This is a genomic window from Rhizobium sp. NFR03 (assembly GCF_900111275.1).
Classification (GTDB): Bacteria; Pseudomonadota; Alphaproteobacteria; order Rhizobiales; family Rhizobiaceae; genus Ferranicluibacter.
In genome coordinates, this window is record NZ_FOGR01000002.1 from 291,707 (window position 1) to 308,056 (window position 16,350).

At 62.8% G+C, this 16,350-nt stretch carries 19 protein-coding genes; 14 read left to right on the plus strand and 5 right to left on the minus strand.

Going from position 1 to position 16,350, the window contains the following annotated elements; translation table 11 throughout:
• The first annotated feature begins 109 nt into the window (after positions 1 to 109).
• Positions 110 to 778, plus strand: a complete 669-nt coding sequence (locus tag BSG19_RS06640) for a c-type cytochrome (RefSeq protein ID WP_092986141.1) — start codon at positions 110 to 112, stop codon at positions 776 to 778.
• 139 nt (positions 779 to 917) lie between these two features.
• Here the strand turns inward: BSG19_RS06640 and BSG19_RS06645 are convergent, their stop codons facing one another.
• Entirely contained in the window at positions 918 to 1,862 is a 945-nt protein-coding gene (locus BSG19_RS06645) for an AEC family transporter (RefSeq protein ID WP_092986143.1), read from the minus strand.
• 131 nt (positions 1,863 to 1,993) lie between these two features.
• On the opposite strand from BSG19_RS06645, the gene BSG19_RS06650 reads away from it, so the two are divergent.
• Both BSG19_RS06650 and BSG19_RS06655 read left to right on the plus strand, forming a co-directional pair.
• Positions 1,994 to 2,266, plus strand: coding sequence for a DUF982 domain-containing protein (locus BSG19_RS06650; RefSeq protein ID WP_170865888.1), 273 nt, complete (start codon positions 1,994 to 1,996; stop codon positions 2,264 to 2,266).
• A 160-nt stretch (positions 2,267 to 2,426) separates the two neighbouring features.
• Positions 2,427 to 2,690 (plus strand): BON domain-containing protein, encoded by a 264-nt coding sequence (locus BSG19_RS06655; protein WP_244529121.1) that lies wholly within the window; start codon positions 2,427 to 2,429, stop codon positions 2,688 to 2,690.
• Positions 2,691 to 2,714: 24 nt separating this feature from the next.
• On the opposite strand, the gene BSG19_RS06660 is transcribed toward BSG19_RS06655, so the two are convergent.
• Entirely contained in the window at positions 2,715 to 3,080 is a 366-nt protein-coding gene (locus BSG19_RS06660) for a YraN family protein (protein WP_092986147.1), read from the minus strand.
• The gene (rsmI, locus tag BSG19_RS06665) at positions 3,077 to 4,009 is read right to left on the minus strand and encodes a 16S rRNA (cytidine(1402)-2'-O)-methyltransferase (RefSeq protein ID WP_092986149.1); all 933 of its coding nucleotides are present in this window, start codon (positions 4,007 to 4,009) and stop codon (positions 3,077 to 3,079) included. The genes BSG19_RS06660 and rsmI overlap by 4 nt, the downstream gene beginning before the upstream one ends.
• Positions 4,010 to 4,240: 231 nt before the next feature.
• On the opposite strand from rsmI, the gene dnaN reads away from it, so the two are divergent.
• Positions 4,241 to 5,359: a DNA polymerase III subunit beta gene (gene dnaN, locus BSG19_RS06670; RefSeq protein ID WP_062471044.1), complete on the plus strand. Its 1,119-nt coding sequence runs from the start codon at positions 4,241 to 4,243 to the stop codon at positions 5,357 to 5,359.
• Positions 5,360 to 5,408: 49 nt separating this feature from the next.
• Here the strand turns inward: dnaN and BSG19_RS06675 are convergent, their stop codons facing one another.
• Entirely contained in the window at positions 5,409 to 6,317 is a 909-nt protein-coding gene (locus BSG19_RS06675) for an agmatinase (protein ID WP_092986151.1), read from the minus strand.
• Between the two features lie 192 nt (positions 6,318 to 6,509).
• On the opposite strand from BSG19_RS06675, the gene pmtA reads away from it, so the two are divergent.
• The 5 genes from pmtA (at position 6,510) to BSG19_RS06700 (ending at position 9,833) form a co-directional block, all read left to right on the plus strand.
• On the plus strand, positions 6,510 to 7,106 hold the full coding sequence (pmtA, locus tag BSG19_RS06680; protein WP_092986153.1) for a phospholipid N-methyltransferase PmtA: 597 nt from the start codon (positions 6,510 to 6,512) through the stop codon (positions 7,104 to 7,106).
• A 7-nt stretch (positions 7,107 to 7,113) separates the two neighbouring features.
• Positions 7,114 to 7,710 (plus strand): histidine phosphatase family protein, encoded by a 597-nt coding sequence (locus tag BSG19_RS06685; RefSeq protein WP_092931651.1) that lies wholly within the window; start codon positions 7,114 to 7,116, stop codon positions 7,708 to 7,710.
• Positions 7,703 to 8,416: an orotidine-5'-phosphate decarboxylase gene (gene pyrF / locus BSG19_RS06690; protein WP_092986155.1), complete on the plus strand. Its 714-nt coding sequence runs from the start codon at positions 7,703 to 7,705 to the stop codon at positions 8,414 to 8,416. The genes BSG19_RS06685 and pyrF overlap by 8 nt, the downstream gene beginning before the upstream one ends.
• 37 nt (positions 8,417 to 8,453) lie before the next feature.
• Positions 8,454 to 8,741, plus strand: a complete 288-nt coding sequence (locus BSG19_RS06695) for a DUF1330 domain-containing protein (protein WP_092986157.1) — start codon at positions 8,454 to 8,456, stop codon at positions 8,739 to 8,741.
• 111 nt (positions 8,742 to 8,852) lie between these two features.
• Positions 8,853 to 9,833, plus strand: coding sequence for a complex I NDUFA9 subunit family protein (locus BSG19_RS06700; RefSeq protein WP_092986159.1), 981 nt, complete (start codon positions 8,853 to 8,855; stop codon positions 9,831 to 9,833).
• 529 nt (positions 9,834 to 10,362) lie between these two features.
• Here the strand turns inward: BSG19_RS06700 and BSG19_RS06710 are convergent.
• The gene (locus BSG19_RS06710; RefSeq protein ID WP_092986161.1) at positions 10,363 to 11,169 is read right to left on the minus strand and encodes an undecaprenyl-diphosphate phosphatase; all 807 of its coding nucleotides are present in this window, start codon (positions 11,167 to 11,169) and stop codon (positions 10,363 to 10,365) included.
• Between the two features lie 195 nt (positions 11,170 to 11,364).
• On the opposite strand from BSG19_RS06710, the gene BSG19_RS06715 reads away from it, so the two are divergent.
• The 5 genes from BSG19_RS06715 (at position 11,365) to BSG19_RS06735 (ending at position 16,281) form a co-directional block, all read left to right on the plus strand.
• On the plus strand, positions 11,365 to 12,057 hold the full coding sequence (locus BSG19_RS06715) for a glutathione S-transferase family protein (protein ID WP_092986163.1): 693 nt from the start codon (positions 11,365 to 11,367) through the stop codon (positions 12,055 to 12,057).
• Positions 12,038 to 13,213 carry a tRNA epoxyqueuosine(34) reductase QueG gene (queG, locus tag BSG19_RS06720; RefSeq protein WP_092986165.1) on the plus strand — a complete coding sequence of 392 codons (1,176 nt, stop codon included), beginning with the start codon at positions 12,038 to 12,040 and terminating at the stop codon, positions 13,211 to 13,213. Before BSG19_RS06715 ends, queG begins: the two co-directional genes overlap by 20 nt.
• Positions 13,213 to 14,085, plus strand: coding sequence for an SDR family oxidoreductase (locus BSG19_RS06725; RefSeq protein ID WP_092986167.1), 873 nt, complete (start codon positions 13,213 to 13,215; stop codon positions 14,083 to 14,085). Before queG ends, BSG19_RS06725 begins: the two co-directional genes overlap by 1 nt.
• Positions 14,086 to 14,481: 396 nt before the next feature.
• Complete coding sequence (locus BSG19_RS06730; RefSeq protein ID WP_170865907.1) at positions 14,482 to 14,805, plus strand: septal ring lytic transglycosylase RlpA family protein; 324 nt, start codon at positions 14,482 to 14,484, stop codon at positions 14,803 to 14,805.
• A gap of 186 nt (positions 14,806 to 14,991) precedes the next feature.
• On the plus strand, positions 14,992 to 16,281 hold the full coding sequence (locus BSG19_RS06735; RefSeq protein WP_092986169.1) for an RsmB/NOP family class I SAM-dependent RNA methyltransferase: 1,290 nt from the start codon (positions 14,992 to 14,994) through the stop codon (positions 16,279 to 16,281).
• Positions 16,282 to 16,350: the final 69 nt, after the last annotated feature.

Consider the following 16,350-nt stretch of genomic DNA (forward strand, 5'->3'; position numbering starts at 1 on the left):
CAACGCTTGGTCAAAAGACATAGCTTCCGCGCGATTTCAAGGTGTCGCGGCAGATTGTTCATATCGGCGGCACAGATGCTTGAAGCCGGACGCAAGGGGAGGTGTGTTGATGAACTCGCATGTTAATATGGCCGTGGGAGCCTTTCTCGGAACGGTCTTCGTGCTGATGTCCGTATCGATCGCCTCCGAAGGCATCTTCCATTCCGAAGCACCTGAAAAGCCGGGCTTTGCCATCATCGCCGAGGAGACGGCGGGCGAAGCGGGAGCGGGTGCAGCCGCCGAAGCCGAAGTTGACATCAAGCCGCTGCTGGCCAGCGCCGATGCGAGTGCAGGCGAAGCCATTTTCAAGAAGTGTGGCGCCTGTCATACCATCGAGAAGGGCGGACCGAACAAGGTCGGCCCCAATCTCTGGGGTGTTGTGGAACGGCCGATCGCCTCGCATGAGGGCTTCGCCTATTCGGCCGGTATGAAAACCTTCGCCGAAGCCAACAAGACCTGGACCTACGATCATCTGAGCTACTTCATCGAAGCACCGAAGAAGCACGTGCCGGGCACCGCCATGGGATTTGCCGGCGTGAAGAAGCCGGATGAGCGCGCAAACCTCATTGCATGGCTGCGTGGCCAGGCCGATGCACCGGTTGCGCTTCCCGCAGCTTCGGCCGCCGCCGCGCCGGCCGAAGGAGCAGCCCCGGCAGCTCCCGCTGCCCCGGCTGAAGGCGGCGCAGCTCCGGTTGCACCCGCTCCTGCTGCGCCCACTCCGGCTGCGCCAGCGAACTGATCTGGGCATCTCAAGCGTCAATCCCCGCTAAGCCCGGCTCACGCCGGGCTTTTTCTTGTCGCGATGGCCGCCATTAGCGAGAGCATTTCCAGCCGAAGCGTCATCGCTTCGGCGTCGGATAATGCGGAAAAACAAAAGACTAGAGCAGCACATATGCCCAGGCGGAGACGGTGACGAAGCCGAGCGCCGTGGTCAGTGTGATGGTCGATGATGCAAGGCCGTGGCCGACGTTGAAGTGGTTGGCGATCAGCCAGGCATTGACGCCGGTGGGCACGGCGGAGGTCAGCACCAGCGCCGCCGTCCAGTCACGGTCGAGGCCGAGCAGATGGCTGGCACCGAAGACGCAGGCGGGCAGCACGACAAGCTTCAGCGCGCTGGTGAAGGCTGCAAGGCCGAGATTGCCGGAAAGGCCGTACTTGTCGAGCGCCATGCCGATCGAGATCAGCGCGGCGGGACCGGCGATGGCCGCGATCTGATCGACGGCGATCTTGAGCGGTCCCGACAGCGGCAGGTTCGCCGCATGCATCAGCGCGCCGCAGACCAGCCCGATCACGAGAGGGTTCCGCACGAGGTTGCGAAGGATGCCGCGGGCGAGCGCAAGCGGGCTCTGCGCCACGCCGCCATTGGTTTTGCGCTCCGCACGCTCCATGAGGATCGTGCCGGCGATCATCATGACCGGAAGATGGACCGAAATGAGGAGCGACAGCGCAACGACGCCGGCATCTCCGACATTGCGCGAGACGAGCGGCAGCCCGATGAAGATCGTGTTGGCGAAAGCCGAGGATACGCCGGCAAGGACACCGATGCGCGGGTCCCGACCGAAGCCAAGTGTTGCAACAAGATGGCCAAGTGTCCAGACGACCGCAACGCCGGAGAAATAGGCGACCCAGAGCGGCCACGGCGAGCCCTCCGTGAAATCCGCCGTTGCAATGGTGCGAAACAGCAGGATCGGCACGGAAACCTTGAAGACGAAGTCGCCGAGCGCATCGCCCACCGCCGGCTTCAGATAGCCCGTGCGCACGATCAGCCAGCCGGCGAAGATGAGAACGAAGAGGGGAAGGACATTGATCAGGACGTCAGACATGAGGCTCTCCGTGCCTCTATCGCATAGACTTTTTCGGACAGGCTCCGCAACCTTCCCGTTGCCAACGCAATGCCAGCGTAAGTTTCGGCTGTCATAACACCCGCTGGTCACCCGCAATGAAGGGATTGGACATGGCGGTCAGCGAAAAATGGTGGCAGCAACCTGTTCTGCTCGAACTGGACGGCATCGGAGACTATCGCGCCGTCCGCAACACGCGGGAAGCGGCGGAGGTCCTGCTCGACAGATGGCCGACCCATGAGGGTGCTGCCTACAAGGCAGCGATCCGAATGTGCCGCTATGTCCTGAACGGCGAGCAACCTGCCGACTACGCCCGGGAAGATTTCATTGCTGCGGCGGTTGAGGCGTTCATCCATGTCGATGAGAGCCGTCCCTCGGCCTCCTGACGTGTGTTTTCCAGCACATGACGGCCGTCTGGCCAGCCGAAGGCAAATGGAACATTGAGACGATACCCTGCGTTTGCACATCACCTGAAACGCTGATCGGCAACAGGCCCGTACGGGTCGGGAGCGGGAGGCGGCCAGCGAAGCAACAGGGGATGCGGGCATGCCGATGGACAAGCAGATGTACTGCCGACGCGACGACGAACCGCATCTGCGGGACGACGATCTCGCGGGCAAGGTTTCCCGCTACATCCAGTATGTCGCACTGGTGGACACCACCAACCTGAATGTCATCGCTATCGGACGAACCATCATTCTCTCGGGTTTCGTATCGAACGAAGCGGAGGTGGGCTGCGTGGAGCAGGCGGCGGCATCCGTCATTGGCGTCCATCTCGTCGAGAACAACGTCAGTGTCCGCCATCATTGAAAGTGATCGACAGCATGGTCGTTGCTAGAAAGCATCCCTGATGTGAACCGGCCACCGCCACGGCCTGACAGAGATGATGTCGTAGCGAACGGAAAGCCGGTGCGCATCGGACTGCCTCTGTAGCCACAGGTCGCTCGCCTTGCGAATGCGCGCCTTCGATTGGTCGCTGACAGCGAAGATCGCCGCATCGACCGAGTTTCGCGCCTTCACCTCGACGCAGGCGACAAGATCGCCACGGCGGGCGATGATGTCGATCTCGCCGAGCTTCGTGCGATGGCGAAAGGCAACGATCCGGTAGCCATTCAATAGAAGCGCCAAGGCGGCGAGATACTCCGCAAGTGCGCCCTTTCGAACCGCCTGCAGTCGACGCGGATCGGCCGCTCCCGTCACGGCTGCTCCTTCAGCGTCAAAAGCCGGTCGTAAAGCGTCCGCCGGTTCAGGCCTGTCACCTTTGCGGCTTCGGTTGCCGCCTTGCCGGCGGGCATCTCCGCCGACAGCCGGGTGAGCAATGCGTCCACATCCCGCTCGTCCGGCGCCGCCTCTTCCGGTGGCGGGCCGATGACCAGCACGATCTCGCCCTTCACGACGACATCGCCGCCATAGTGGTCGGCAAGGTCGCCGAGCGTTCCCCGCCGGAATTCCTCGAAGGTTTTGGTCAGCTCCCGGCAGACAACGGCGGCGCGCTCGCGACCCAGTGTTTCTGCCGCGCCGACCAGCGTCGCGCCGATCCTGTGCGGCGACTCGAAGAAGATGAGCGTAGCCGGCACGCGCGAGAGTTCGCCAAGCCTGTCGCGTCGCGCCTTGTCCTTCGATGGCAGGAAACCTGCAAACAGGAAGGCCTCGTTGGAAAGGCCGGAGCCGACGAGGGCTGCCAGCGGCGCGGAGGGGCCGGGAAGCGGCACCACCCGATGGCCCGCCTCGATGGCCGTCTGGGCAAGGCGGTAGCCGGGGTCGGAGACCAGCGGCGTGCCCGCATCCGAAACGAGCGCGACGGAGCGGCCTGCATCGAGCGCAGCAATCAGTCGCGGGCCGGCCTCGTTGGCATTGTGCTCGTGATAGGCATAGGGACGGTTGGCGATGCCGTAGCGGTCGAGCAGCACGCGGGTGACGCGCGTGTCCTCGCAGGCCAGCACATCCGCCCCGGCCAGCGTTTCCAGCGCCCGCAACGTGATGTCTCCCAGGTTGCCAATGGGCGTGGCCACCAGATAGAGCGCCGGCTCGATCGGCCGCGCCTCGACGATCGTGTCGTGGACGCGGTAGCTGCGCTGCCGTGTGCCGGCATCCGGTGCCGCATCCCGTTCTGTTGTCTTGTCCTTCATGCGGTCTTTATGGGCGAGCCGGCTCTTGCCCGCAAGCCGGTGCACTGAACGATAATGGTGGGTAGTTCGGCATCAGGTCGGGCTTGGCCCTTGCACTTCGCCACAGTGTAGTGCCATTTTGCGCGTCCATATCCACGCCGCCCTTCGGCCGCCCGCGGCCCGGTGGCCGAGGCGTTCAAGAGTTCATGCCGGGAGGCGTCTTCCGGTCCTGATGGAAAGCGACAGCATCACATGCGCATTACGATCGAGCGGTCCAATCTTCTCAAATCGCTGAACCATGTCCACCGGGTCGTCGAGCGCCGGAACACCATTCCGATCCTGTCGAACGTGCTTCTGCGGGCGGATGGCGAAAGCCTCGACATGAAGGCGACCGACCTCGATCTCGAGATCACCGAGGCGACGCCCGCCCAGGTCGAGCAGCCCGGCGCCACCACCGTGCCCGCCCACCTGCTCTACGACATCGTGCGCAAGCTGTCGGACGGTTCGGAAGTGCGGCTTTCGACCAATGCCGAGGGCACGGCGATGACCGTCGCCTCCGGCCGTTCGAAGTTCTCGCTCCAGTGCCTGCCGCAGTCGGATTTCCCGGATTTGAACGCGGGCACCTTCACGCACAAGTTCACGATGAAGGCGACCGACCTCAAGATGTTGATCGATCGCACGCAGTTCGCGATTTCGACCGAGGAAACGCGCTATTATCTGAACGGCATCTACATCCACACGATCGAGAGCAAGGGCGACCTGAAGCTGCGCGCTGTGGCCACCGACGGTCACCGCCTCGCACGTGCCGATCTGGAGGCGCCGTCCGGCTCCGAAGGCATGCCTGGCATCATCATTCCGCGCAAGACGGTCGGCGAACTGCAAAAGCTGGTGGACCAGCCGGATGCGACCGTGACGCTGGAACTCTCCGACGCCAAGATCCGCATGAGCATCGGCTCCATCGTCATGACATCGAAGCTGATCGACGGCACCTTTCCGGATTACCAGCGCGTCATTCCGGCGAACAACGAGAAGGAACTGCGGATCGACTGCCAGTCCTTCGCGCAGGCCGTGGATCGCGTCTCCACCATCTCTTCCGAGCGTGGCCGCGCCGTAAAGCTCGCGCTGGCCGACGGGCAGCTGACGTTGACCGTGAACAATCCCGACAGCGGCAGCGCGACCGAAGAACTGCCGGTCGGCTACGACAACGACCCGCTGGAGATTGGCTTCAACGCCAAGTACCTCCTCGATATCACGGCCCAGCTCTCCGGCACCGAAGCCGTCTTCATGCTCGCGGATGCGGGTTCGCCCACTCTCGTGCGCGACCTTGCCGGCGAGGATGCGCTGTATGTGCTGATGCCGATGCGGGTTTAGTCCCTAGCTCCTGCGGCAAGCCGATGTCCGCAATCGGAAGCCGGGGCGATCACCGTTGCCGGATGATCGTGCCGATGGCGTTGGCCACAAGGCGCGATGCCGTCAGCGCCGAGAGGCCTGCAACGTCGGCCGGTGGAAAGAGTTCGACCAGATCGAACCCGACGATCCTGCCACGCGTGCCCACCCCGGCAATGATGTCGATCACCTGCGGGTAGGTCAGCCCGCCCGGCGATGGCGCGGCCACGCCCGGCATGATGCCCGGGTCGAGCCCGTCGCAATCCACCGTCATGACCACCCTCGCTCCTTCCGGAATATGCCGGAGGGCTGCCGCGGCCCCTTCGGAATGAACTTGCCGCGCGGTAACGAGCCGGCTGCCGAAGCGAAGTGCATCCTCTACCTCGACACGGCGCGCGCTACCAATACCGCGCATGCCCACCTGAACCATGCCAGCGACATGCGCCATCTCGCTTGCTCGCCGCATCGGGCTCGAATAGCCGTATCGCTCGCCGTGCAGGGTGTCTCGCCAGTCGATATGCGCATCGATCTGAACGATCCATATCGGTTCACGGTTGGAAAATCCCGAAAGGAACGGGATCACCACGGAGTCGTCGCCACCGAGAAGTATCGGAACGGCGCCCGTTGCAAGAACCTCCCGCGTCGTCGCTTCGATGGACGCCCTGTTGCCGGCATTGTCTCCCATCTGCGTCGACACGTTGCCGAGGTCGATGCAGCAATGCGCACCTTCATCGAACAGCGGTCCGCCAAGATCGAAATCCCAGTGGTCGATCAAACCAGCGTCCTCCCGGCTCGCGGCCCGAACGGAATCGGCGGCAAGCGCATAGCCGCTGCTATCCTTGCCCGGATAAGTGCTTCCATATGCGGCACCGAAAACAGCGGCGACAGGCTTGATGTGCGGAAGAGTATCCGGAAATCCGAGGAAGGACGAGATAGTGTTCATTCTGGAGCCTCAATTGATCTGAATGACAGTCTAAACGATGACGCGGTTCTCCTTCCAGCCGTGTCATCCGGCAAGCCGGCATGTGTAGCGCCAGCAATCAAATGACGCAAAGAGGACGGTTTTTGTCGCGTTGGGTTTTAGGATGCGGTATGACAGCAAGCGCTCAAGCAGCGAGTCGGAGTGGAGACGAGTATGAATTTGCGTTTGAAAGAGCGGTTCGGCAAGAAATTCGATGAGGAAATCCGGTTCTTCAAGGGCTGGCGCAGCAATATGCGCGCCGTGGGCGCGATTACGCCGACCTCGTCCATTGCTGCGCGGCGGATGGCAAGCGTCATCGACAATGGCTCAGGGCTCCCGGTTCTCGAGCTCGGCCCGGGTACGGGCGTGATCACAAAGGCGATCCTTGATCGTGGCGTGGCGCCCGAGCAGCTGGTCTCGGTGGAGTATTCGACCGATTTCTACCATCAGCTCCTGAAGCGGTTTCCCACCGTCGAGTTCATCAATGGCGATGCGTTCAATCTCGATACGACGCTCGGCCGACGCGCCGGCGAGCAGTTCGATTGCGTCATCTCGGCCGTACCTCTCCTCAATATGCCCATGCAGAGCCGTGTCGCGCTGATCGAGGATCTGCTGACGCGGGTGCCCGTCGGCCGCCCCGTGGTGCAGATTTCCTACGGCCCGCGTTCGCCCGTCGCCAGCATGCCGGACCGGTTCCGCACCGAACAGCTCGACTTCATCATGCGCAATATCCCGCCGGCGCGGCTCTGGATTTATCGCAAAACCCACTGAGGTTGTCATGTTCGGCCTCTACATCAGCCACCCGGAGGTTGCGATCGATCCGGACGTGCCGATTCCGCGCTGGGGCCTTTCCGAAAAGGGGCATCAGCGCGCTCGGGTCGCAGCCGCGTCAGGCTGGGCGCGGGGCCTTGGTCGTATCGTCTCTTCGGACGAGACGAAGGCGCTGGAGACGGCGGCTCTCCTTGCCGAAGCATCCGGAGTGCCTGTCGAGGTGTTGGCGGACAGCGGCGAGAATGACCGCTCGGCGACCGGCTTCCTGCCGCCAGCCGAGTTCGAAGCCGCAGCGGACAGCTTCTTTGCCGAACCGGCTGTGAGCTTTCGTGGTTGGGAAACGGCGGACCACGCCAGGGCCCGCATCGTGCGCGCCGTTACGTCCGTGCTTGACGCGCATGATCCGTCGATCCCGATCGCCTTCATCGGCCATGGCGGCGTCGGCACGCTGCTCTTCTGTCACCTCTCCGGCATTCCCGTTTCGCGGGCGCACGACCAGGGTCCGGGCGGCGGGGGCAATCTCTTCGCATTTTCCCTTGCCCGCAGGCGCCCGGTATGCAAGTGGACCCGCATCGAGGACTGGCAGGGGTGGACGGATGGCTGAGGCAGCACACGACAGGTTGATCATCGGCCTCGACGTTCCCACGATCGCGGAAGCTCAAAGCATCGTCGATGCCATCGGCGACGACGGGCAGTTCTACAAGATCGGCTACCAGCTGGTCTTTGCCGGCGGTCTGGAATTTGCGCGAGACCTCGCCGCGTCCGGCAAGAAAATCTTCCTCGATATGAAGCTTCTCGACATCGACAACACGGTGGCCAAGGGCGTCGAGAACATCGCGCGCATGGGCATGACCATGCTGACGCTGCACGCCTATCCGAAAGCCATGATTGCTGCTGTCGAAGCAGCAAAAGGCTCCAGCCTCTGTCTGCTCGGCGTGACCGTGCTGACCTCGATGGATGCGGACGATCTCGCAGCGGCCGGCTATGCCGACGATCCCCGTGCGCTGGTGCTGCGCCGGGCGGCGCAGGCGCGGGACGCGGGGATGGGCGGTGTCGTCTGTTCCGCCGAGGAAGCAGCGATCGTCCGCGAGGTCGTGGGTCCCGACCTCGCCGTGGTCACGCCCGGCATTCGCCCCGTGGGGGCCGACAAGGGCGACCAGAAGCGGGTCATGACCCCGTTCGACGCGATTTCGGCCGGTGCGAGCCACCTCGTCGTCGGGCGACCGATCGTCAAGGCGGAAGATCCGCGCGCCGCAACGCGCGCTATTCTGGGCGACATGCGCCGCGCCGCCTGGCCCAGCAACGACTGACACTTTCAAGATCGAACGCTTCAAGAAGGAGATCGCCATGGCCAAGGGATACTGGATCGCGCGCGTCGATGTTCGCGACGCCGAGCGTTACAAGGACTATGTATCGGCTGCAAAGCCCGCATTCGAGAGATATGGAGCAGTTTTCCTCGCGCGTGGCGGACCGGTGGAAAAGCTCGAAGGCAACATCCGGGCGCGCAACGTGATCATCGAATTCCCGTCGATGGAGGCCGCCGTCGCCTGTTACAATTCACCGGAATACCAGATCGCGGCAGCCATCCGCCAGGAGGTCGCGGATGCCGACATGCTGGTGGTCGAAGGCATCTGAGCCGCGCTCTGCATCTGCGACATGTTGCGCCGCATGATACCTTCCCGTACGAGGCGAGGTAAGCTATATCGCATGATTGATCATGCCTGAAAAACACCGGAGCGCCGTTCCATGACCCTGTCCAATCTTCCCCCGCTCGTCACCGTCTTCGGCGGATCGGGATTCGTCGGGAGGCACGTGGTGCGCGCGCTTGCTCGACGTGGTTTCCGCATCCGGGTCGCTGTGCGCCGCCCGGATCTGGCGGGCTTCCTCCAGCCGCTCGGCAATGTCGGCCAGATCTCCTTCGTTCAGGCAAACCTGCGCTACCGCCAGTCGGTCGATGCCGCCGTTCAAGGCAGCGATCACGTCGTCAACTGTGTCGGTATTCTGTTCGAGGCAGGCCGTAATACGTTCGACGCCGTGCAGGATTTCGGCGCGCGCGCCGTCGCCGAGGCCGCGCGCAGCGTCGGCGCGTCGCTGACCCATGTCTCGGCCATCGGCGCCGATGCCGGCAGCGCGTCCATCTATGCCCAGTCGAAGGCGAAGGCGGAAAAGGCCGTGATGGAGATCAAGCCGGATGCGGTCATCCTGCGTCCCTCGATCGTCTTCGGTCCGGAAGACGGCTTCTTCAACAAGTTTGCCCAGATGTCGCGCTTCTCGCCGGCCCTGCCGCTGATCGGTGGCGGGAAGACGGCGTTCCAGCCCGTCTATGTCGCGGATGTCGCGGAAGCCGTCGCCAAGGCGGTCGAAGGCAAGGTCGAGAAGGGCCGGATCTACGAACTCGGCGGCCCCGAAGTGCTCACCTTCCGCCAGTGTCTTGAAATCATGCTGAAGGCGATCGACCGCAAGCGCGCCCTTGTCTCGCTGCCGTTCGGTGCCGCATCCCTGATCGGCAGCATCGCCTCCATGGTGCCGCTGATCGCGCCGCCGCTGACGACCGATCAGGTGACGCTGTTGAAAAGCGATAATGTCGTCTCGCCGGCAGCAGAAGCAGAGGGCCGCACCTTCAAGGCCTTCGTCATCGAGCCGACGCTCGTCGAGGCGATCATCCCGAGCTACCTCGTGCGCTACCGGCCGCAGGGCCAGTACACGCGCTCCGGCAAGGCTGCCTGAGCGCCGTCCCAAGCCACTTTTCGAGCGGTGAAATGACGGAGCCGCCGGTGATGAGCCGGCGGCTTTCGTTCGTCCGGAAAGTGCGGCGTTGCAGTTCTGCCGCACTGCACATTTGCCGTCGGCCTTTACCGGCGATTCAACATGTTGCGTTATTGCTTGTGCCGGTGCTGGAGCATAGACAGCAGCCGCGTGCTTTTGTCAGGATCACGGCACGCCATTCCGACATCTCGAAAGGCTAGAGAGTAAATGGGTAAGTCGATCGCAATCTTCTTTGCGTGCGCGGCATTGGTCATCGTTGCAGGCTCGTTCGCCGCTCCGAAGACCGTGGCAGGCAGCCACGATAACTGTGCGCCGGCTTATGGCGTCGATCCTTGCACGACATCGTCGATCGGGCTCGTTTCCGGTCGCTGACGTCGTCTTGCAGCCGTGAGGTTTCATCGGCTGGCGATATGAATTTCTGAGGGTATGGCGGGGGCCAGGAAACCGCATGCAGACCGTGATCCGGCTGCATGCGGTTTTTTCTATGGGGTTAGCCGAAAACGGTGAGGCCGATAAGGCCTGCCGTGCCGACGATGATGCGCCAGATGGCGAACGGGGCAAAGCCTCGGCTGGACACGAAGGCGAGCAGCGAACGCACCACGACCAGCGCCGAGACGAAGGCGGCAATGAAGCCGACCGCAATCAGCGATGCGTCGTTGAAGTCCAGCACGTCGCGGTTCTTGTAGAGATCGAGAACCGTGGCTCCGAGCATGGTGGGGATGGCGAGGAAGAACGAGAATTCGGCCGCCGACCGCTTGTCTGTGCCCATCAGGAGCGAGCCGGCAATGGTCGCGCCGGAGCGGGACGTGCCGGGGATCATGGCGAGGCACTGGAACAGGCCGATCTTCAGAGCCAGCGCCGGCGTGTAGTCCATCATGTCGTGGTAGCGCGGCTTCATCGGCATGCGGTCGATGGCGTAGAGGATAATGCCGCCGACGATCAGCATGATGCAGATCAGTTTCGGCGTCTCGAACAGCACGTTCTTGATGAAGTCATGGGCGAGAAACCCGATGATCGCCGCCGGCAGGAAGGCGAGCAGGATGAGAAGCACGAAGCGTCGTGCCCGTGGATCGCTTGGCAGGGCGATCAGGATCGACCAGAGCCGCTGGAAATAGACGGTGAGGATGGCAAGGATCGCGCCGAGCTGGATGATGATCTCGAAGGTTTTTCCCTTCGACTCAAAGCCCAGAAAATGCCCTGCAAGCAGGATATGCGCCGTGGAGGACACGGGAATGAACTCGGTCAGGCCTTCGATGAGGCCCAGAATGAGCGCACTGAAGATCGAATGTTCGGGCATGAGGTAAAGTTTCCTTTAAGCAAAGGAGTTTAAGGGTTCACGAACCGGGGGAGGGCCGATTCGCTTGAGTTCGGGAAAGCTTGCTTCTATAGCTGCGACGAGCGCTGTCTTATAGCTGCCTTCTCTCTGCCATTGCCAGACGAAACCACGCCCCGCGATCCAACCTTGAAAACCTGTTCCGAGACAGACGCATCGATGCCCACACTCTATCATCACCCCATGTCCACAGCGTCCCGTTTCGTCCGGCTCATCCTGTCGGAATACGGCTACCAGACGGATCTGACGGAAGAGCAGCCCTGGGAGAAACGGCGCGATTTTCTGGCGCTCAATCCCGCGGGCACGCTGCCGGTCTATGTGGATGACAGCATGCGTGCGCTCTGCGGCGCGGCCGTCATCTCCGAATATCTCGACGAGACCAATGGTGTGCTGAAGCGTGAGCGCCGGCTTCTGGCGGAGGACCCGTTCCAGCGCGCGGAAATCCGCCGCCTGACGGAATGGTTTCTCCTGAAGATGGAAGCCGACGTGACGCGTCCTCTGGTGCGCGAGCGGATCTTCAAGCTGCAGATGACGGCCGAGCAGGGCGGCGGCGCGCCGGACTCGAAGATGCTGCGCCTGTCGCGCGCCAACATCCGCCAGCATATGAAATACCTGTCTTGGCTCGCCGGATCGCGCACCTATCTTGCGGGCGATCGCCTCTCCTATGCGGATCTTGCCGCGGCCGCCGCCCTCTCCGTGCTCGACTACATGGGAGAGATCGACTGGACGAAGGCGCCTGCCGCCAAGGACTGGTACCAGCGCCTGAAGTCGCGTCCCTCTTTCCGCCCGCTGCTGGCCGAGCGCGTGCGCGGCCTGACCCCGGTATCGCATTATGCGGACCTCGACTTCTGAGCCGCAACGCCGCGCGGACGGCGCAACCCTGCGCCGCCGTGCGAGCCTCACGGCCTTCCTGAAGGCCGAAGCACGCGACAAGGGCTTCGACGTCTGCCGTGTCACGACGCCGGATACGATACCCGACGCGCCGGTTCGCCTCGCGGATTTCCTCGACCACGGCTATCACGGCACGATGGACTGGATGGCCGAGACCGCCGAGCGGCGCGCCGACCCGCGCACGCTCTGGAGCGAAGTCCGCTCCGTCGTCATGTTCGGCATGAACTACGGCCCAGATCACGACCCCCGCGCCGTGCTCGATCTGAAGGATCGTGGCGCCATTTCCGTCTACGCCCAGAACCGCGACTATCATGACGTCATCAAGGGCCGGCTGAAGGAGGTCGCAACGCGCTTTGCCGCGCGGGCGGGTGCTGACGTCAAGGTGTTCGTGGACACCGCGCCGGTGATGGAAAAGCCGCTGGCCGAGCAGGCAGGCCTCGGCTGGCAGGGCAAGCATACCAATCTCGTCAGCCGCAGCTTCGGCTCCTGGCTCTTCCTCGGCAGTCTGTTCACGACGGAGGATCTGGAGATCGATGCACCCGAGCGGGATCATTGCGGCTCGTGTCGCGCCTGCCTCGATGCCTGTCCGACGGATGCTTTTCCCGCACCCTACAAGATCGATGCGCGCCGGTGCATCTCCTACCTCACGATCGAGCACAAGGGCCCGATTGACCCCGCGCTGCGCCCGGCCATCGGCAATCGCATCTATGGCTGCGATGACTGTCTCTCGGCATGCCCGTGGAACAAGTTTGCGACCGCCGCAAGCGAGATGAAGCTGAAGGCCCGCGCCGATCTTTCAGCGCCTTCGCTCGCTCTCCTTCTCGCGCTCGATGATGCGGGTTTTCGCGCGCTTTTCTCCGGCTCTCCTGTCAAGCGCATCGGGCGCGACCGCTTCGTGCGCAATTGCCTGATCGCCGCCGGGAATTCCGGCGACCCTGCGCTGGTGGCCCCATGCCGCGAGCGGCTGACGGATGCCGCACCCGCCGTGCGGGGCATGGCCATCTGGGCGTTGTCCCGGTTGATGTCGCCCGATGCTTTCAGGGAGCTTGCGGAGCGTCGACCGCTGGAGGATGACAGCGAGGTTTTGGAAGAATGGACACGAGCAGGAGCAGCATGATGAACGTTCTCATTCTGGGTGCCGGTTTTTCCGGAGCCGCCATTGCACGCCGTCTTCTGCCGGCGGCAGCCTCTGTGACCGGCACCACCCGGTCAGCAGAGCGACAGAAGGCGTTGGCCGATATAGGTCTCGAAGCGCTGATCTATGACGGCGAAACGATCTCCGCCGAGCTTCGCGCCGCGATGCAGCGAACCACGCATCTCGTGCAATCCATCGCGCCCGGCAAGGCCAGCGATCCGCTGATGCGCCCGGATAGGCCCGACGTCATCAGCCTCATGCCGAACCTGCGATGGGCGGCTTATCTATCGACCGTCGGCGTTTACGGCGACCATAAGGGAGCATGGGTGACCGAGGATGCGCCGCTCGATCCTGTTTCGGACCGATCGAAGGAGCGCGTGGAGGCGGAAGAGGCGTGGCTGGAGCTTGGGCAGGCCGCAGGCGTTCCGATTGCCGTTCTGCGTCTGTCGGGCATTTACGGGCCGGGCCGCAATGGCTTCTGCAATCTTGCCAATGGCACGGCGCGGCGACTGGTCAAGCCGGGGCAGGTTTTCAACCGCATCCGCGTCGAGGACATCGCAGGCTCCGTCGCGTTTCTGAGCGAAAGCGGCACGGGCGGCATCTTCAACGTCACCGATGACGAGCCCGCCCCGCCGCAGGATGTCGTGCTGGAAGCCGCGCGCCTGATGGGCGTGACGCCTCCGCCGGAAATCCCTTTCGAGACGGCCGAACTCTCGCCGATGGCGCGCACATTCTATGGCGAGAACAAGCGCGTCTCGAACGCGAAACTGCGCGCTGCTGGATATACCTTCCTTCATCCCGATTATCGCCAGTCTCTTCGTCAGATGTGGAACGAGGATTGCTGGAAATCCTGACGTAAGGGGCACATTTCCTTTCGCCGGCGATACAACTTTTTCGAGAATATTAATTTTTAAGATACCGCAGAGCGGCCTGCTTTTCGCGATTTCAAACTTTTAATCTCATTTTATCTGGCCTGTGGAAAAATCATTCCACAAAAAGCCGTATTTCATGAATCGTTTTGATTCCACGCGCTTTTTTCGTGGCGACAATGATTTTTCAAATTTTTAAGAAAATTCAACAAGCCTCAGGGATAGTAAACCCTAACCGTTGCTTAACGGTTGAAGCACTTTTCCGCCATTTTTGCCCCGGACAAGCCGTCTCGTTCGCTGAAAAGCAAGACGATACGACGAAGGGGTACCTTGTTGACGAGACTGAAACTTGCCAATGTCGCACTGGCGGCATGCGTTGCTTTGGGGGCAACTTTCACATCCATCACACCATCTCAAGCAGCGGGAGCCGGATGTGGCGGCGCTTCCTGGTATGCGCTCTCATCCCGGACGGCTTCCGGCGAGAGAATGAACGCATCCTACCTGACCGCCGCTCATCGCAGCCTGAAGTTTGGCACGCGTGTCGAAGTCACCAACAAGCGCAACGGCAAGAGTGTCGTCGTTCGCATCAATGACCGCGGTCCGTTCATTCGCGGTCGCGTTCTGGACCTTTCCAAGGCCGCCGCATCGCAGGTGGGCATGGTGAGTTCCGGTCACGCCAGCATCTGTTATCGCGTGGTCGGTTAAAGCCCGGCGCTGAAAAAGGTTCCGGAAAAATTCGGGATCGATGATGAGACCTCCTCCACGACACGGGACTGTGGAGGCAGAGACAGAGGCCACAAAAGGCCTTCCCGCTTGCTCTTCGCCTTCATCGCCGGTACAGCGCCACGATAAACGATGGACTTTCTGCCACGGGCCGATGGAGTGTGACCGATGCGACTGGGTGGACGACTTGCCGGTGCGATCGATGTCCTCTCCGATATCGAGACGCGAAAGCGCCCGGTTGCAGATGCGCTGAAGGACTGGGGCCTTGCCCATCGGTTCGCCGGCTCCGGAGACCGCGCCGCGATCGGCAATATCGTGTACGACGCACTCCGCCGGAAACTCTCTAACGCCTATCTGATGGACGACGACAGCGCGACGGCGCTCGGCTACGCGGTCATGCTGCGCCAATGGGGCCAGACGCCGGAAACGCTGGCGGCAAGCCTTGAGGGCGACCGCTTCGCGCCGCCTCCGCTACCGGAGGAAGCATCGGCCGCCTTCCGCAGCCGCGACCTCGGACAAGCCCCGGCGCATGTCCAGGGCGATATTCCCGAATGGGTGGTGCCCTCTTTCCAGTCGGTCTTCGGCGACCGCTGGCTCGAGGAGGCCGCAGCGCTGGCCGAGCGTCCGGCGCTCGACCTGCGCGTCAACACGCTGAAGGCCGATCGCGCGAAGGTTCTGAAGGCGCTCGATGAGGCCGGTGTGCGGCCGACCGAAACCGCGCGACAGGGCCTGCGCGTCGCGCCCGGCGAGGGTCCATCAAGGCTCCCGAACGTCACGGCCGAGTTGTCCTTCCAGAAGGGCTGGTTCGAGGTGCAGGACGAAGGTTCGCAGATTGTCGCCGATCTGGTCGGCGCCACGGGCGGCGAGCAGATCCTCGATTACTGTGCCGGCGGCGGCGGCAAGACGCTGGCTCTGTCCGCGACCATGGACAACAAAGGCCAGGTCCACGCCTTCGACACCGATCGCAAGCGGCTTGCGCCGATCATCGAGCGGCTAAAGCGGGCAGGTACCCGCAACGTTCAGGTTCACGACCGGGCGCAGGCGCTCGCCAATCTCACGGATCGTTGTGATGCCGTGCTGGTGGATGCGCCCTGCACGGGCACGGGAACATGGCGCCGTCGTCCGGATACGAAATGGCGCCTGAACGAGCGCAACATCGAGGAGCGGCAGGGCCAGCAGCGCGAGGCGCTGGCGGAAGCCGCGCGCTATGTCCGTCCCGGCGGGCGGCTCGTCTACGTCACCTGTTCCGTCCTGCCGGAAGAAAACGACCAGCAGGTCGATCGCTTCCTTGCCGAGAACCCAGCCTTTGCACCCATGGTAGCGCTCGATAGCTGGAATGCCCTGTTCGGCACGGCCGGTCGCCGGCCGGTCACACGGGATGGCCACACGCTGACGCTGTCGCCGGCATCCACCGCGACCGATGGCTTCTTCTTCGCCATGCTGCAAAGGCAGGCGTGACAGCTTCAAAGCGTTCTAAACTATACGCTTTGACACAAGTTTAGTTTTGGTTCATGAGGTTCGAACGGG

Coding starts and splice junctions, on each gene's coding strand:
- BSG19_RS06640 (WP_092986141.1), top strand. CDS start 110: ATGAACTCGCATGTTAATATGGCCGTGGGAGCCTTTCTCGGAACGGTC.
- BSG19_RS06710 (WP_092986161.1), bottom strand. CDS start 11,169: ATGCCCGAACATTCGATCTTCAGTGCGCTCATTCTGGGCCTCATCGAA.
- BSG19_RS06695 (WP_092986157.1), top strand. CDS start 8,454: ATGGCCAAGGGATACTGGATCGCGCGCGTCGATGTTCGCGACGCCGAG.
- BSG19_RS06685 (WP_092931651.1), top strand. CDS start 7,114: ATGTTCGGCCTCTACATCAGCCACCCGGAGGTTGCGATCGATCCGGAC.
- BSG19_RS06725 (WP_092986167.1), top strand. CDS start 13,213: ATGAACGTTCTCATTCTGGGTGCCGGTTTTTCCGGAGCCGCCATTGCA.
- dnaN (WP_062471044.1), top strand. CDS start 4,241: ATGCGCATTACGATCGAGCGGTCCAATCTTCTCAAATCGCTGAACCAT.
- pyrF (WP_092986155.1), top strand. CDS start 7,703: ATGGCTGAGGCAGCACACGACAGGTTGATCATCGGCCTCGACGTTCCC.
- BSG19_RS06645 (WP_092986143.1), bottom strand. CDS start 1,862: ATGTCTGACGTCCTGATCAATGTCCTTCCCCTCTTCGTTCTCATCTTC.
- BSG19_RS06735 (WP_092986169.1), top strand. CDS start 14,992: ATGCGACTGGGTGGACGACTTGCCGGTGCGATCGATGTCCTCTCCGAT.
- queG (WP_092986165.1), top strand. CDS start 12,038: ATGCGGACCTCGACTTCTGAGCCGCAACGCCGCGCGGACGGCGCAACC.
- BSG19_RS06655 (WP_244529121.1), top strand. CDS start 2,427: ATGCCGATGGACAAGCAGATGTACTGCCGACGCGACGACGAACCGCAT.
- pmtA (WP_092986153.1), top strand. CDS start 6,510: ATGAATTTGCGTTTGAAAGAGCGGTTCGGCAAGAAATTCGATGAGGAA.
- BSG19_RS06650 (WP_170865888.1), top strand. CDS start 1,994: ATGGCGGTCAGCGAAAAATGGTGGCAGCAACCTGTTCTGCTCGAACTG.
- BSG19_RS06715 (WP_092986163.1), top strand. CDS start 11,365: ATGCCCACACTCTATCATCACCCCATGTCCACAGCGTCCCGTTTCGTC.
- BSG19_RS06700 (WP_092986159.1), top strand. CDS start 8,853: ATGACCCTGTCCAATCTTCCCCCGCTCGTCACCGTCTTCGGCGGATCG.
- BSG19_RS06675 (WP_092986151.1), bottom strand. CDS start 6,317: ATGAACACTATCTCGTCCTTCCTCGGATTTCCGGATACTCTTCCGCAC.
- rsmI (WP_092986149.1), bottom strand. CDS start 4,009: ATGAAGGACAAGACAACAGAACGGGATGCGGCACCGGATGCCGGCACA.